The sequence below is a fragment of the Leclercia sp. J807 genome, assembly GCF_009734465.1.
In the GTDB taxonomy this organism is placed as follows: domain Bacteria; phylum Pseudomonadota; class Gammaproteobacteria; order Enterobacterales; family Enterobacteriaceae; genus Enterobacter.
In genome coordinates this window covers 3638362-3651683 of the sequence record NZ_CP046446.1, presented here as the reverse complement: position 1 = coordinate 3651683, position 13322 = coordinate 3638362, and the positions used below count along the sequence as shown (strand labels likewise).

Here is a 13322-nt window from a genome sequence, read left to right as displayed (position 1 = left end):
TCCATGAAAAGCATGAAACTGGAGTGGAAAAGAGGTGACTGGGCGGCGTACTTCGGGTTGATGACCAACAACCTGACGAACCTGCTGACCATGATGGGGCTGCTCATTTTTGTCGTCGGCATCCCGAAAGAGATTGTTTATGGACGTATTGCGCCAGCCTTCGGGCTGGCGGTACTGGTGGCGAGTATCTGCTACGCGTGGTTCGGTTTACAGATGGCGCGCCAGACCGGGCGTAACGATGTGACTGCACTGCCGTCAGGGCCGAGCGCGCCCTCGATCTTCACCGTCACCTTTCTGGTGCTGATGCCGGTCTACCAGCAGACCGGTGACGCGGATTTCGCCATCCAGATTGGTCTGGTGTGGTGCTTCGTGGAGGCGATGATCCTCGCGGGCGGCTCTTTCCTTGGCGAAACCATCCGCAAGATGATCCCGCGTACCGTGCTGCTCTCGTGCCTCTCCGGTCTGGGTCTGCTGCTGTTAGCGATGAACCCGATGTTGCAGGCGTTCGAAGCGCCGACGGTCTCCTTTATCGTCCTGCTGCTGATCTTCATTAACTGGTTTGGTAAAAAGCCGATCTTCGCCCGCATCCCCACCGGTCTCCTGCTGCTGATCGCCGGTACCGCGCTGGCGTGGATCTCCGGCCTGCAAAGCCCGGAAGCGATCAAGGCGTCGATGTCCTCCTTCGGCTTTAACCCGCCGGAAGTGCATATCGACAGCTTTATGCAGGGCCTGCCACATGCCCTGCCGTATCTGGCCTCTGCCGTGCCGCTGGGGCTGGCGAACTACATCTTTGACCTGGAGAACATCGAAAGCGCCCACGCGGCGGGGGATGAGTACCCGACCCGCAAGGTGATGCTGGCCAACGGTCTTTCGTCCATGCTCGGCTGCCTGATGGGGAACCCGTTCCCGGTAACGGTCTACGTCGGCCACGCGGGCTGGAAAGCGATGGGGGCCAGCATCGGCTACACGCTGGCCTCCGGCGTCACCATGTTCATCGTGCCGCTGTTCGGGCTGGGAGCCTTTATGCTCGCCATCATCCCGATGACCGCCATCGTGCCGATTCTGGTCTTTATCGGCGTGGTCACCGCCAACCAGGTGGTGAGGGAGACGCCCAAAGTGGAGGTGCCCGTCATCTTTATCTGTCTGTTCCCGTGGATCGCCAACTGGGCGCTGACCATGATGAACAGCGTGATGGGCGCGGCGGGCACCAGTGCGGCGAAAATCGGCACCGACGTGCTGCACAGCAAAGGGATTTACTACGAAGGGCTGATGCATCTCGGCAACGGCGCACCGCTCGCCAGCATGCTGTGGGGCTGTATCGCCATCTTCGCCATCATCAACAAGCCGCTACGCGGTGCCGTTGCCGCCGCGGTCGGTGCGCTGCTGGCGCTGTTCGGGGTCATCCACGCCCCGGTGGTGGGCTTCGCCGAGGGCAGTTCTCTGACCTTTGTGCTGGCCTACCTGATGATGAGCGGCATGTTTGTGTTGAAGCATGTTCTGGATAGCCGCGAAGCGGCAAGCGCGACGTCGGGCACCGTTATAAAGGACAACGTATGAAAGAGCTTATGGTCGTTGCCATTGGTGGCAACAGCATTATCAAAGATAACGCCAGCCAGTCGATTGAGCACCAGGCGCAGGCGGTGAAAGCGGTGGCCGAGTCGGTGCTGGAGATGCTGGCTTCCGACTACGACATCGTCCTCACCCACGGCAACGGCCCCCAGGTGGGGCTGGATCTGCGCCGCGCCGAGATTGCGCACGAGCGGGAAGGGCTGCCGCTGACCCCGCTGGCAAACTGCGTGGCCGATACCCAGGGCGGCATCGGTTACCTGATCCAGCAGGCGTTGAATAACCGCCTTGCCGCCCGCGGTGAGCAGAAAGCGGTCACGGTGGTCACCCAGGTGGAGGTGGATAAAAACGATCCTGGCTTTACCCATCCTGCCAAGCCCATCGGGGCGTTTTTCAGCGAGACGCAGCGCGATGAGCTGCAACGCGCCCATCCCGACTGGCATTTCGTCGAGGATTCAGGCCGCGGATACCGCCGCGTGGTCGCCTCGCCCCAGCCGCTACGCATCGTTGAGGCGGATGCCATCAAGGCCCTGACGCAACAAGGCTTTGTGGTGATTGGCGCGGGCGGTGGCGGCATTCCGGTGGTGCGTACCGAACAGGGCGACTACCAGAGCGTGGATGCGGTGATCGACAAAGATCTCTCTACCGCGCTGCTGGCCCGGGAGATCCGCGCCGACGTGCTGGTGATCACCACCGGGGTGGAGAGAGTGTGCATTAACTTCGGCAAGCCAGACCAGCAGGCGCTGGACACCGTCAACGTGGCGCAGATGACGCGCTACATGGAAGAGGGGCACTTCCCGGCGGGCAGTATGCTGCCGAAAATTGTGGCCTCGCTGGAATTTCTGCACCACGGCGGCAAGCGGGTGATCATTACCTCGCCGGACTGCCTGCCCGCGGCGCTGCGTGGTGAAACCGGGACCCATATTGTGGCTTAACCCTGGCGGGCTTCCCGCCCGCTGTGTGAATACGTAAGTAAAAGGACAAGACAATGAGTGAGAATAAAAGCCGCCGGGAGTTTCTCAGCCAGAGCGGCAAAATCGCCACCGCTGCCACCGCCTGCGCGCTGTTTGGCGCCACCGGCTCCGTCGCGTATGCTGCTGACACCGCAAAAGCGACCTGCGAGACGGGCAAACCGATGAACATTACCGCGACAAATTACTATCTGGACAACGTGCTGCTGGAGGCCGGGTTTAACTTTGACGGCGACGTGGCCGTCAGCACCCGCACCGAGCTGAAAACACTGGAGATCAAGGACGGCAAAATCGCCGCTCTGCGCGATAACAACAGCCACGTCGACGCCACGCTGCCGCACTACGATGCGGGCGGCAAACTGCTGTTACCGGCGATGCGCGACATGCACATCCATCTGGATAAGACCTTCTACGGCGGCCCGTGGCGCTCGCTCAACCGCCCGGCGGGCACCACCATTCAGGACATGATCCGTCTGGAGCAAAAGCTGCTCCCGGAGCTGCAACCTTATACCCGGGAGCGGGCGGAAAAACTGATCGACCTGATCCAGTCGAAGGGATCCACCATCGCCCGCAGCCACTGCAATATCGAGCCGACCTCCGGGCTGAAAAACCTGGAAAATTTACAGGCGGTACTGGCGCGGCGTAAACCCGGGTTCGACTGTGAGATTGTCGCTTTCCCGCAGCACGGTCTGTTGCTCTCAAACGCTGAAAAGCTGATGCGTGAGGCGATGCAGGCCGGGGCGCACTATGTTGGCGGGCTGGATCCCACCAGCGTTGACGGCGCGATGGAGAAATCCCTCGACCTGATGTTCCAGATTGCGCTCGATTACGACAAAGGGGTGGATATCCACCTGCACGAAACCAGCCCGGCGGGCGTGGCGGCGGTGAACTACATGGTGCAGACCGTAGAGAAGACTCCGGCGCTGAAGGGTAAGCTGACCATCAGCCACGCCTTTGCGCTGGCGACGATGAACGAGCAGCAGGTGGATGAGATCGCCACCCGCATGGCGGCGCAGCAGGTGACTATCGCCTCCACGGTGCCGATTGGCACGCTCCACATGCCGCTCAAGCAGTTGCGTGACAAAGGCGTGTTTGTCATGACCGGCACCGACAGCGTGATCGACCACTGGTCGCCGTATGGCCTGGGGGACATGCTGGAAAAAGCGAATCTCTATGCCCAGCTCTATATCCGCCCGAACGAGCAGACGCTCTCCCGCGCGCTGGGTATCGCCACTGGCGACGTGCTGCCGCTGAACGATAAAGGCGAACGCGTATGGCCGAAGGCGCAGGAGGCCGCCAGCTTTGTGCTGGTGGATGCCTCCTGCTCCGCCGAAGCGGTGGCGCGTATCTCCCCGCGTACCGCGACCTTCCATAACGGGAATCTGGTGTGGGGCACGGTGGGGTGATGTTGTGCCGGGTGGCGGCTACGCCTTACCCGGCCTACGAGGTAAAAGCAAAACGGTAGCGCCAGTTACCGTTTTTAGTGTTTGCGTACTCACCCTGTGGGCTGAGGGGGAGCATGCGACTCAGGAGGGGGTTCCGTTCACCTCACGTTCCTTGCTTCTCTGATACGCCTGAACCAGTGAACGTGCCAGGGGGGCTCGCCGCCTCCCCCCTGGCAACCCCGGCTCCCGGCAAAGAAAATCGCCGCTTCGCGGTCCCCTCAGCTTATTCCTTCAGGCTTTCGGGTCGGGCACCAGCCTGCATCCCTGCAGGCTATGCCCTCTCGGCGCGTCCCTGCGCCTCGCCCCGGCCTTCCGGAAACGCTTCGGCGATTTTCAGCCGGACCAGGGAGTCGCTGTAATTTATTTATTTTAATGTGATTATTTCATTGCTTTAAAGGCAATAAAATTACCGGGGATTCCTCAGCCTTGTGGAAGAGGATTGGGGTGAGGGCATCAGGCCGCACGTTCTGTAGGCCGGGTAAGGCGAAGCCGCCACCCGGCGTTACAGGTGATACCCCGACAGCCGCAACTCCCGGTCAATCCACTCGACAAACTGCTGGATCTTCCAGCTGCGCTCGTTCATGTGCGGCATCACCAGATGATGGGCGTTAATGGCGATCCCCATGCTGTCCGGCAGGACCTGCACCAGCGAGCCATCGTTCAGGTGATCGGTAGCCATCATCTTGCTTTCAAGAATAAATCCCAGCCCCATGCGCGCCGCCTCAAAGCTCATATAGGAGCGATCGAAGCTCAGGCTGAAGTTGAGCCAGGGCCGGTCGATATTGTGCCAGGCAAACCACTTCTCCCAGTTCACCAGGGTGCTGGTGGATGAAATCAGCGCCTGCTGTAAGAGATCCTGCGGTGACTGTACGGGGTGCTCACGCAGGTAATCCGGCGAGGCCAGCACCACCAGCGCGTCATTCTTAATGGTCATCACCCGATAGGCGTCCCAGTCCGGGATGCCGTGGCGAATATCGATGTCGATGTTATCCCGGGCGAACTGCAGGTTCTCATAAGAGCAGGTGAGGTTGAGGATGATATCGGGATATTCGGCGCGGAACTTGCCCAGGCGGCGCAGCAGCCAGGATAAACCGAAGGTCGGGGAGGAGTGTACGCGCAGCACCGCGTTCTCCTTCTCTTTGATCACCTGCTCGGTGGCGCGCCCGATGGCGCTCATGGCCGCCGAAACCTCCCGCAGATACTTCTCGCCAGTAGGCGTAAGGGTGACCCCCTTGCCGCTGCGGATAAACAGCTTTTTGCCCATCCAGGACTCCAGAGAGGCGATCTGATGGCTCACCGCCGAGGGGGTGACGTTAAGCTGCTCGGCCGCCAGATGAATGCTCAGGGAGTTGGCGACCGCAATAAAAGATTGAATGTTTCGCAGCGAAGGGATGGGGAGCGTCTGGCGATCCTGGGCGGGCATAACCGGTCCTCCTTGAGGATGTTGCGGTAAAAAAACATAACATCCTGTCTCTGCACCGGCAATATTATTGCAGCTGAATGGATTAAACAGGATCCTCGCCACATTTTTTAAAAAATCTATATCCCCATAAACGAAGCCGTTATTTTTATGACGCGCTTCGCGAATCAAATTTATCTCAGCAATAAATGAGTTTTATTGAATGGTGTTTCAAACGTAAGCCGATATATTGAGTTCGAACGCGAAATTAAAACGACTCACGTTGTTCGAATAATGAGGTAAAACATGTCTCGTATAGAACAAGCTGTCCCCTACATAGCCACTAAAAAAACCAATTACCGCTTCGTGGTGCTGGCGTTAATATTTATTGTGTATGCCATTAATTATGCAGACAGAACCAATATTGGCGCCGTGCTTCCCTTTATCATCGATGAATTTCATATCAATAATTTCGAGGCCGGCGCCATCGCCAGCATGTTTTTTTTAGGCTATGCCCTGAGCCAGATCCCGGCGGGCTTTTTTATTGCTAAAAAAGGCATTCGCGGCATGGTGGCCGTGTCGATATTTGGCTTCTCTGCCTTCACCTGGCTGATGGGCACCGCCACCTCGGTGCTGGGGCTGAAGTTTATCCGCCTCGGGCTCGGCCTGACGGAAGGTCCTTGCCCGGTGGGGCTGGCCTCCACCATCAATAACTGGTTCCCGCCGAAGGAGAAAGCGACTGCCACCGGCGTCTATATCGCCGCCACCATGTTCGCCCCCATTCTGGTGCCGCCGCTGGCGGTGTGGATCGCCATGACCTGGGGCTGGCGCTGGGTCTTTTTCTCCTTCGCCATTCCGGGGCTGGTGATTGCCGTGCTCTGGTATCTGCTGGTGCGTACCCGTCCCGCAGAGAGCCCGATGGTCTCTAAAGCTGAGCTGGAGACCATTGTCGGGGGGCAAAACGCAGCGGAAACCCGGCGGGAAAACATCGTGATTGAACCGCGCTTCAACCGCCTCGACCGGCTGATCCGCGTGCGCGATCTGGTCCCGATAGGCACGGTGAAAGGGCTCTTCACCTCGAAGAATATTCTCGGCGACTGCGTGGCCTACTTCATGATGGTAAGCGTGCTTTACGGCCTGCTGACCTGGATCCCGCTCTACCTGGTCAAAGAGAAAGGCTTTACCTTCATGAGCATGGGGCTGGTCGCCAGCATGCCCTGCATCGGTGGCTTTATCGGGGCGATTTTCGGCGGCTACGTGTCGGATAAGCTGCTGGGGCGCCGACGTAAGCCGACCATGATGTTTACCGCCATCAGCACCGTATTGATGATGGTCATCATGCTCAATATTCCGCAAAGCACCGTGGCGGTGTGCGTGGGGCTCTTCTTTGTTGGCCTGTGTCTGAATATCGGCTGGCCCGCTTTTACCGCCTACGGCATGGCGGTAGCGGACAGTAAAACCTATCCCATCGCCGCGTCAATTATTAACAGCGGCGGTAATCTCGGTGGATTTGTTTCGCCAATGCTGGCGGGTTATCTGCTGGATAAAACAGGAAGTTTTAATTCCGTCTTTATTTATTTCGGTATTTGCGCAGCTATTGGCTTATTAATGATCACCCTTCTGGAAGAGCCGAAATAATAAATTAAACACCTCTCAATATTATGGAGTAAATATATGCTACTGAAAGATAAAGTCGCCGTTATTACCGGCGCGGCTTCCGTACGCGGTTTGGGGTTCGCCACGGCAAAACTCTATGCCGAACAGGGCGCGAAAGTGGTCATTATTGATTTAGATGCAGAGGCCAGTAAGCAGGCGGCGGCAAGCCTGGGCGAGGGGCATCTGGGGCTGGCGGCGAACGTCAGCAACGAGCTGCAGGTGAATGCCGCCATCGAGCAGGTGCTGGGCAAATACGGGCGCATCGATATTCTGGTGAATAACGCTGGCATCACCCAGCCGATCAAGCTGATGGATATTAAGCGGGAAAACTATGACGCGGTGCTGGACGTCAGCCTGCGCGGCACGCTCTTGATGTCCCAGGCCGTTATTCCCACCATGCGCGGCCAGCAGTCCGGCAGCATCGTCTGCATCTCCTCGGTGTCGGCCCAGCGCGGCGGCGGCATCTTCGGCGGGCCGCACTACAGTGCCGCCAAAGCGGGCGTGCTGGGGCTGGCGAAGGCGATGGCCCGCGAGCTGGGGCCGGATAACGTGCGGGTAAATTGCATCACTCCGGGGCTGATCCAGACCGATATCACCGCCGGCAAACTTTCGGACGAGATGAAAACCGCCATTCTGGCAGGCATTCCGCTTAACCGCCTCGGCGACGCGCAGGATATCGCCCGCGCCGCGCTGTTCCTCGGCAGCGATCTCTCCTCTTACTCCACCGGCATCACCCTCGACGTCAACGGCGGCATGCTGATCCACTAAGGAGACAGGATTATGACTGATACCACGATTCAACAGGTTGCCGCCGCCGCATGGCGCATCCGCCGCTACGCCCTGCGGATGGGCGAAGTGCAGGGCCAGGGCTATATCGGCCAGGCGCTGGGCTACGCGGACGTGCTGGCTACCGCCTTTGCCCACGGCATGACCTTCAAAGCCGATGAGCCGGAGTGGGAAGGGCGCGACCGCTTTCTGCTCTCCCACGGCCACTACGCCATCGCCTGCTACGCGGCGCTGATCGAGGCGGGCATTATTCCCGAAGAGGAGCTGGAGACCTACGGCGCCGACGACAGCCGCCTGCCGATGTCCGGCATGGCTACCTACACACCGGGCATGGAGATCTCCGGCGGCTCGCTGGGGCAGGGCCTGAGCATCGGCGTGGGCATGGCCCTGGGGCTGAAGCACAAAGGGAGTGAGGCCTGGGTGGTGAACTCCATGTCCGACGGCGAGCTGGACGAAGGCTCCACCTGGGAAGCGGCGATGTCCGCCGCCCACCACGGCCTGTCGAACCTTATCGTGCTGGTGGATATCAACCGCCAGCAGGCCGACGGCAACTCCCACAAAATCCTCGGCTTTGAGCCGCTGGAAGATAAGTGGACCTCGTTTGGCTGGTACGTGCAGCGGGTCAACGGCAACGACGTGCCGGCGCTGGTGGCGGCGTTCGATAACGCGAAGCGCTATCCGGAGAATCAGCCCCGCGTCATTCTTTGCGACACCCTGATGGGCAAGGGGGTGCCTTTCCTTGAGCAGCGCGACAAGAACCATTTTATCCGCGTGGATGCTGACGAGTGGCAAAAAGCGCTCGCGGTGCTGGACGCGAACAAACCGGAAGGAGTGCAGTGATGAGCCAGACCACCGAGAAAAAACCGCGTTTAACCACCTCGGCGATGATCGCCTCAATTGCCGAAGAGGGGCAGGAGACCCGCGCCGCGCCTTTCGGCCACGCGCTGGTGAAGCTGGCGGAGCAGCGCCCGGAGATCGTCGGCATGACGGCGGATCTGTCGAAATACACCGACCTGCATATCTTTGCCCAGGCACACCCCGAGCGCTTCTTCCAGATGGGGATGGCGGAGCAGTTGCTAATGGGCGCCGCGGGCGGAATGGCGAAAGAGGGCTTCATTCCCTTCGCCACCACCTACGCGGTGTTTGCCACCCGCCGCGCCTATGACTTTATTCATCAGGTGATCGCCGAAGAGCACCTGAACGTGAAGATCTGCGCCGCGCTGCCGGGGCTGACCACCGGTTACGGCCCGAGCCATCAGGCGACGGAAGATCTCGCTATCATGCGCGGCATTCCGGGCATGACGATTATCGATCCCTGTGATGCGATTGACACCGAGCAGGCGGTACCGGCCATGGCAGAGCACGATGGCCCGGTCTATATGCGCCTGCTGCGCGGCAAGGTGCCGGTGGTGCTGGACCAGTACAACTACCAGTTCAAAATCGGCAAAGCCGCGCTGCTGGAGGAGGGGAGCGATGTGCTGATTATCGCCTCCGGCCTGATGACCATGCGGGCGCTGGAGGCGGCGAAGCAGCTGCGTAAGGACAACATCAGCGTGGCGGTGCTCCACTCGCCCACCATCAAGCCGCTGGACGAGGAGACCATTCTGGCGCAGGCGGCGAAGCCGGGCAGGCTGGTGGTGGTGGCGGAAAACCACAGCAGCGTGGGGGGCCTCTGCGAGGCGGTGGCGTCACTGCTGATGCGCAACCGGGTGCAGGTCGATTTTGATACCGTCGCGCTGCCGGATGCCTTCCTCGACGCCGGGGCGCTGCCGACCCTGCACGACCGCTACGGGATCTCCACCGCGGCGATGGTGGAAAAAATCCGCCGCAGGCTCTGAACCTGAACGGGGCGAGGCCGACTCGCCCCGTTTACCATCAATACCCTACCTGATACACCCGCCCGCTCTGCACCCCTTCCACGCTGCGGCGATAGGCCTGGGCGACAGTTGCGGCGGGCACGCTTTCGAACCCCGGGAAGAAACCGTCGTAGGCTTCGGCCGATTCGGTGAGTACCGTCGGGCTAATCAGGTTGATGCGGATCCCGCGCGGCAGTTCGCAGGCGGCGGCGCGGACAAAGCCTTCCAGCGCGGCGTTTACCGTGGTGACATTCACCCCCTGGGCGATAGGCTCGTGGGCGACGATGCCGCTAATTAACGTAATTGACCCGCCTTCATTCAGGTAGTGCTGCCCGGTGAGCGCCAGCCGCACCTGGCCCAGCAATTTGTCCTGCAATCCCTGGTTAAACTCGCTGTCGGTCATGGTCGACAGAGGGCCAAAGTGCAGCCCGCCGCTGGCAGAGACAATCGCATCCACCGGACCGATCTTCTCGAACAGCGCCTGCACGCTGGCCTGCGAGGTGATATCCACCTGATGATCGCCTTTCGTGCGACCCACGCGAATGACTTCATGACGACGACTCAGCTCTTCTGTAACGGCCTGACCGACCGTACCGCTGGCACCAATAATGACGATTTTCATAGCCGACTCCTCTGTGTTGTGAGCCTTGATTGTTTAACAAACCAGAGAGCGGATAAACTGGGCTAAAGTTAGATCATTATTAACCAGAGGTTTGCAATATGGATAAGCTTCGCGGCATGGAGACCTTTATCGCGGTGGTGGAGAGCGGCAGCTTTACCGGTGCCGCCGCGCGGCTGGAGATGTCGGCGGTGATGGTCGGGAAGTACATCGCCTGGCTGGAGGCGCAGCTTGGCACCCGGCTGCTGGAGCGCAATACCCGCCGCCAGAGCCTGACCGACGCCGGGCGGGTCTGGTTTGAGGAGGCAAAGCGGGTCATTGAGCAGGTCGCCATCGCTGAACGTTCGGTGGAGCGTCTGCGTACCGCGCCCGCGGGCACGCTGCGGGTGACCGCACCCACGTCGTTCGGCGGGTGCGTGATTGCCCCGCTGACCGCCACCTTTTTGCAGCGTTTCCCGGAGGTGCGCGTCGAGCTGGATCTCACTAACCGGATGGTCGATCTGGTGGAGGAGGGGGTAGATCTGGCGATCCGCATTGGCGACATCCACACCGAGGATCTGGTGGCGAAATATCTCTGCCCGTACCGGATGGTGATCTGCGCCGCGCCGGACTATTTAGCCCGCCACGGTACGCCGCAAACGCCGAACGATCTGGTGGAGCATCTTTGTCTCTCCCACACCGTCTGGACCGCGCGCAACGAGTGGCGACTGCCGGGCATGGAGGGGGAGGTGCGCTGGAAGCGCGATGCGATCCTGCGCTGTAACGACGGGTATGGACTGCGGATGGCGGCGATTGCCGGCGCGGGATTGCTGTTGCAACCGGAGGTGCTGGTGGCGGACGAACTGGCGAATGGGCGGCTTATACGCGTTTTAGAAGGTTACACACCACAACCCCGACCGGTACACCTGTTATGGCGTCAGGATCTACGTCCGTTGCCGAAACTCACGCGGTTTATTGAGCATATTATGCAGGCACAGTGCGGTTTGTAACGCCCGGCGGCGCTGCGCTTGCCGGGCCTACAAAACCTTCAGACCGTAGGCCGGGTAAGGCATCGCCGCCACCCGGCATCAGTCTGCACCGTCCCGTAGGCCGGGTAAGGCATCGCCGCCACCCGGCATCAGGCCGCACCAATTAAAAACGGTAACCTACGCCCACATTCCAGCCGTCGATCCCATAATCGTCGCCCAGGTCGGCCGTGGTGCCTTCGTAACCGACGTGGATCGCCAGCTCAGGCGTTGGGTTGAACTGTACGCCCGCGCCGTAAGCGAAAGAGGTGGATTTCTCATCGATGCCGTCACGCTGGGTATAGTTGTCGCCGCCGTTCACCCAGGTGGTGTGGCCGTCTGCTTTCACGCGTGCCACGCCGCCCAGCGCATACAGGGAAACGAAATCATTCAGGCGATATGCCGGGCCTGCCATCAGGGAGTAATATTTCACTTCGACGTGGTTTTTAATGGAGTCGGAAGCGAGATAATAATGCTCGTCCTGATCGCCGCTCATATAGGTAAATGAACCCATCAGGCTGACCGGGGAATCCCACTCGTAGCGATACTGAACGTTCACGCCGCGGATATTTTTGAAGTCTTCAACGTTACTCTGCGCATAACCCACAGAAACAGTCTGATTATCCGCCAGAGCAGCGCCGCTTGCCAGACTCGCCGCAACGCATACCGCCAGAGAGAGTTTTTTCATTTTCCGTAATCCTTGTTGTCATTTTTTATGTGTAATGCCATATATCCCCATCCGTAAGGCTGGAGATATTCCACTGCAAATTAAGGCGATAAAATTGTTGGTTTTTTTGGCAGGCGATGAAATAGGGAATAATCTTAAAGCCCGGAATAGTCCTGGAATTTGCCTCCCCTATATTGGTAGGGCGTCATATTTAAAGCTGATGCTTATTTTCTCTGCGGGTATTTCAACGGTGATATCGCAACCTGTCCAGGGCGCTTTACCCTGCATCATATTATTCTGAATATAATAGTCCCGCAGGTTAACTAACAGGAGCCGAAGATGATAACTGGCGAGCTTATCCGGCACGAACCAGTCCAGGTTATCCTGCTGATCAACATAATCATATTCATATTCACAGGACTCGCCATCTTGGGCTAATTTTGCGCGAGCAATGATTTTCTTCGCCTCAGCAGGACCGGCATCAACCAGTAATTGACCAATTTTATTATGCAGATCGTCTAAGTCGCTCATTTATTTGTCTTGAAGTTTTATTTAGTGCGAGATTATTATCTGTTAATCAGCATACTTAAAATCAATTTTAATTCTGAATGTTTCAACATCGACCGTTATTTCGCAAGCATGCCAGAACGAAGGCTGTTGTGAGGAGATGTTATTAACAAAAATGTCCTCAGTTCAACCAGAAGGTCCAGCAAATCAGCATTGGCCTGTGCGCCTGCAGTAAACCAGTTTGTCTCACCTGAGGTGCTGTCCACATAATCAAACTCACATTTGCAGTGATCATTTTCGGGCGACAGCTCAGCACGCACGATGACGGTTGCGGCGTTATCGGGCGCAGCGGCAACTAAGACCGAGCCAATATCATTATAAATAGCCTGGGATTCGCGCATATTTTCATCCTGGGGTGACAAATCGTATTAATTAGGGCAAAGGCCGGTCGGCGCTTTAAGTGGGCCACACGCATCGTAACCGTACACCTTGTAGCCTTTACTTTTCATACAGCCTGAAATTTTTTCGTTCTTGGCAACGATCTCCTGAAGCGTTTGCTCCGGGCGGGCGCTGCCACCGTTCCAGCTACCATCATCAAGATTGGCATTTTTAGGTACGCCACAGCTATAGAGATCGGCTTTACGCTGTTCATTATCGGTGTAACCGCCTGCACCCGGCTTCTGAAACGTTTGCGCATAGCGCACGTATTGATAGTCGGTTGAATCCATATTGCCAACAACACAGCCGCTGAGCATGAAACAGAACAGGATGGGGAATATTTTCATTTGCGACTCCCTGTGATTGATAGCCATTACCTTGTCAAAATGAGCAGACATTTTCTGCGTC

At 58.4% G+C, this 13322-nt stretch carries 14 protein-coding genes; 8 read left to right on the top strand and 6 right to left on the bottom strand.

Annotation, left to right across the window (positions count from 1 at the left end):
• Window positions 1–3: 3 nt before the first annotated feature.
• From GNG26_RS17280 to GNG26_RS17270, 3 genes are read left to right on the top strand one after another with little or no spacing between them, the layout of a single operon-like run.
• A complete protein-coding gene (locus GNG26_RS17280; RefSeq protein WP_103822639.1) occupies window positions 4–1557 on the top strand; it encodes a xanthine permease in 1554 nt (517 codons plus the stop codon).
• Entirely contained in the window at window positions 1554–2501 is a 948-nt protein-coding gene (locus tag GNG26_RS17275) for a carbamate kinase family protein (protein ID WP_103180850.1), read from the top strand. The genes GNG26_RS17280 and GNG26_RS17275 overlap by 4 nt, the downstream gene beginning before the upstream one ends.
• Before the next feature lie 53 nt (window positions 2502–2554).
• Window positions 2555–3943: an amidohydrolase family protein gene (locus tag GNG26_RS17270; RefSeq protein WP_156239651.1), complete on the top strand. Its 1389-nt coding sequence runs from the start codon at window positions 2555–2557 to the stop codon at window positions 3941–3943.
• Window positions 3944–4484: 541 nt separating this feature from the next.
• Here the strand turns inward: GNG26_RS17270 and GNG26_RS17265 are convergent.
• Window positions 4485–5405: a LysR substrate-binding domain-containing protein gene (locus tag GNG26_RS17265; protein ID WP_103180848.1), complete on the bottom strand. Its 921-nt coding sequence runs from the start codon at window positions 5403–5405 to the stop codon at window positions 4485–4487.
• 282 nt (window positions 5406–5687) lie between these two features.
• Between GNG26_RS17265 and GNG26_RS17260 the strand changes: the two genes are divergently transcribed.
• The 4 genes from GNG26_RS17260 to GNG26_RS17245 are packed head-to-tail and all read left to right on the top strand — an operon-like array spanning window position 5688 to window position 9661.
• On the top strand, window positions 5688–7019 hold the full coding sequence (locus tag GNG26_RS17260) for an MFS transporter (protein WP_156239650.1): 1332 nt from the start codon (window positions 5688–5690) through the stop codon (window positions 7017–7019).
• Window positions 7020–7055: 36 nt separating this feature from the next.
• A complete protein-coding gene (locus GNG26_RS17255; RefSeq protein ID WP_103822634.1) occupies window positions 7056–7805 on the top strand; it encodes an SDR family NAD(P)-dependent oxidoreductase in 750 nt (249 codons plus the stop codon).
• Between the two features lie 12 nt (window positions 7806–7817).
• The gene (locus GNG26_RS17250; RefSeq protein ID WP_156239649.1) at window positions 7818–8663 is read left to right on the top strand and encodes a transketolase; all 846 of its coding nucleotides are present in this window, start codon (window positions 7818–7820) and stop codon (window positions 8661–8663) included.
• Window positions 8663–9661 carry a transketolase family protein gene (locus tag GNG26_RS17245; RefSeq protein ID WP_103180844.1) on the top strand — a complete coding sequence of 333 codons (999 nt, stop codon included), beginning with the start codon at window positions 8663–8665 and terminating at the stop codon, window positions 9659–9661. The genes GNG26_RS17250 and GNG26_RS17245 overlap by 1 nt, the downstream gene beginning before the upstream one ends.
• Window positions 9662–9698: 37 nt before the next feature.
• Here the strand turns inward: GNG26_RS17245 and GNG26_RS17240 are convergent, their stop codons facing one another.
• The gene (locus GNG26_RS17240; protein WP_156239648.1) at window positions 9699–10301 is read right to left on the bottom strand and encodes a short chain dehydrogenase; all 603 of its coding nucleotides are present in this window, start codon (window positions 10299–10301) and stop codon (window positions 9699–9701) included.
• 98 nt (window positions 10302–10399) lie between these two features.
• Here GNG26_RS17240 and GNG26_RS17235 point away from each other — a divergent pair, with 98 nt between their 5' ends.
• Window positions 10400–11287: a LysR family transcriptional regulator gene (locus GNG26_RS17235; protein WP_156239647.1), complete on the top strand. Its 888-nt coding sequence runs from the start codon at window positions 10400–10402 to the stop codon at window positions 11285–11287.
• A 142-nt stretch (window positions 11288–11429) separates the two neighbouring features.
• On the opposite strand, the gene GNG26_RS17230 is transcribed toward GNG26_RS17235, so the two are convergent.
• The 4 genes from GNG26_RS17230 to GNG26_RS17215 form a co-directional block, all read right to left on the bottom strand.
• A complete protein-coding gene (locus GNG26_RS17230) occupies window positions 11430–11990 on the bottom strand; it encodes an Ail/Lom family outer membrane beta-barrel protein (RefSeq protein ID WP_156239646.1) in 561 nt (186 codons plus the stop codon).
• A 168-nt stretch (window positions 11991–12158) separates the two neighbouring features.
• Entirely contained in the window at window positions 12159–12500 is a 342-nt protein-coding gene (locus GNG26_RS17225; protein ID WP_156239645.1) for a hypothetical protein, read from the bottom strand.
• 95 nt (window positions 12501–12595) lie between these two features.
• Window positions 12596–12877 carry a hypothetical protein gene (locus GNG26_RS17220; RefSeq protein WP_370463872.1) on the bottom strand — a complete coding sequence of 94 codons (282 nt, stop codon included), beginning with the start codon at window positions 12875–12877 and terminating at the stop codon, window positions 12596–12598.
• A 27-nt stretch (window positions 12878–12904) separates the two neighbouring features.
• On the bottom strand, window positions 12905–13312 hold the full coding sequence (locus tag GNG26_RS17215; protein WP_231604142.1) for a hypothetical protein: 408 nt from the start codon (window positions 13310–13312) through the stop codon (window positions 12905–12907).
• Between the last annotated feature and the right edge of the window lie 10 nt (window positions 13313–13322).

Coding starts and splice junctions, on each gene's coding strand:
- GNG26_RS17280 (WP_103822639.1), top strand. CDS start 4: ATGAAAAGCATGAAACTGGAGTGGAAAAGAGGTGACTGGGCGGCGTAC.
- GNG26_RS17275 (WP_103180850.1), top strand. CDS start 1,554: ATGAAAGAGCTTATGGTCGTTGCCATTGGTGGCAACAGCATTATCAAA.
- GNG26_RS17270 (WP_156239651.1), top strand. CDS start 2,555: ATGAGTGAGAATAAAAGCCGCCGGGAGTTTCTCAGCCAGAGCGGCAAA.
- GNG26_RS17265 (WP_103180848.1), bottom strand. CDS start 5,405: ATGCCCGCCCAGGATCGCCAGACGCTCCCCATCCCTTCGCTGCGAAAC.
- GNG26_RS17260 (WP_156239650.1), top strand. CDS start 5,688: ATGTCTCGTATAGAACAAGCTGTCCCCTACATAGCCACTAAAAAAACC.
- GNG26_RS17255 (WP_103822634.1), top strand. CDS start 7,056: ATGCTACTGAAAGATAAAGTCGCCGTTATTACCGGCGCGGCTTCCGTA.
- GNG26_RS17250 (WP_156239649.1), top strand. CDS start 7,818: ATGACTGATACCACGATTCAACAGGTTGCCGCCGCCGCATGGCGCATC.
- GNG26_RS17245 (WP_103180844.1), top strand. CDS start 8,663: ATGAGCCAGACCACCGAGAAAAAACCGCGTTTAACCACCTCGGCGATG.
- GNG26_RS17240 (WP_156239648.1), bottom strand. CDS start 10,301: ATGAAAATCGTCATTATTGGTGCCAGCGGTACGGTCGGTCAGGCCGTT.
- GNG26_RS17235 (WP_156239647.1), top strand. CDS start 10,400: ATGGATAAGCTTCGCGGCATGGAGACCTTTATCGCGGTGGTGGAGAGC.
- GNG26_RS17230 (WP_156239646.1), bottom strand. CDS start 11,990: ATGAAAAAACTCTCTCTGGCGGTATGCGTTGCGGCGAGTCTGGCAAGC.
- GNG26_RS17225 (WP_156239645.1), bottom strand. CDS start 12,500: ATGAGCGACTTAGACGATCTGCATAATAAAATTGGTCAATTACTGGTT.
- GNG26_RS17220 (WP_370463872.1), bottom strand. CDS start 12,877: ATGCGCGAATCCCAGGCTATTTATAATGATATTGGCTCGGTCTTAGTT.
- GNG26_RS17215 (WP_231604142.1), bottom strand. CDS start 13,312: ATGTCTGCTCATTTTGACAAGGTAATGGCTATCAATCACAGGGAGTCG.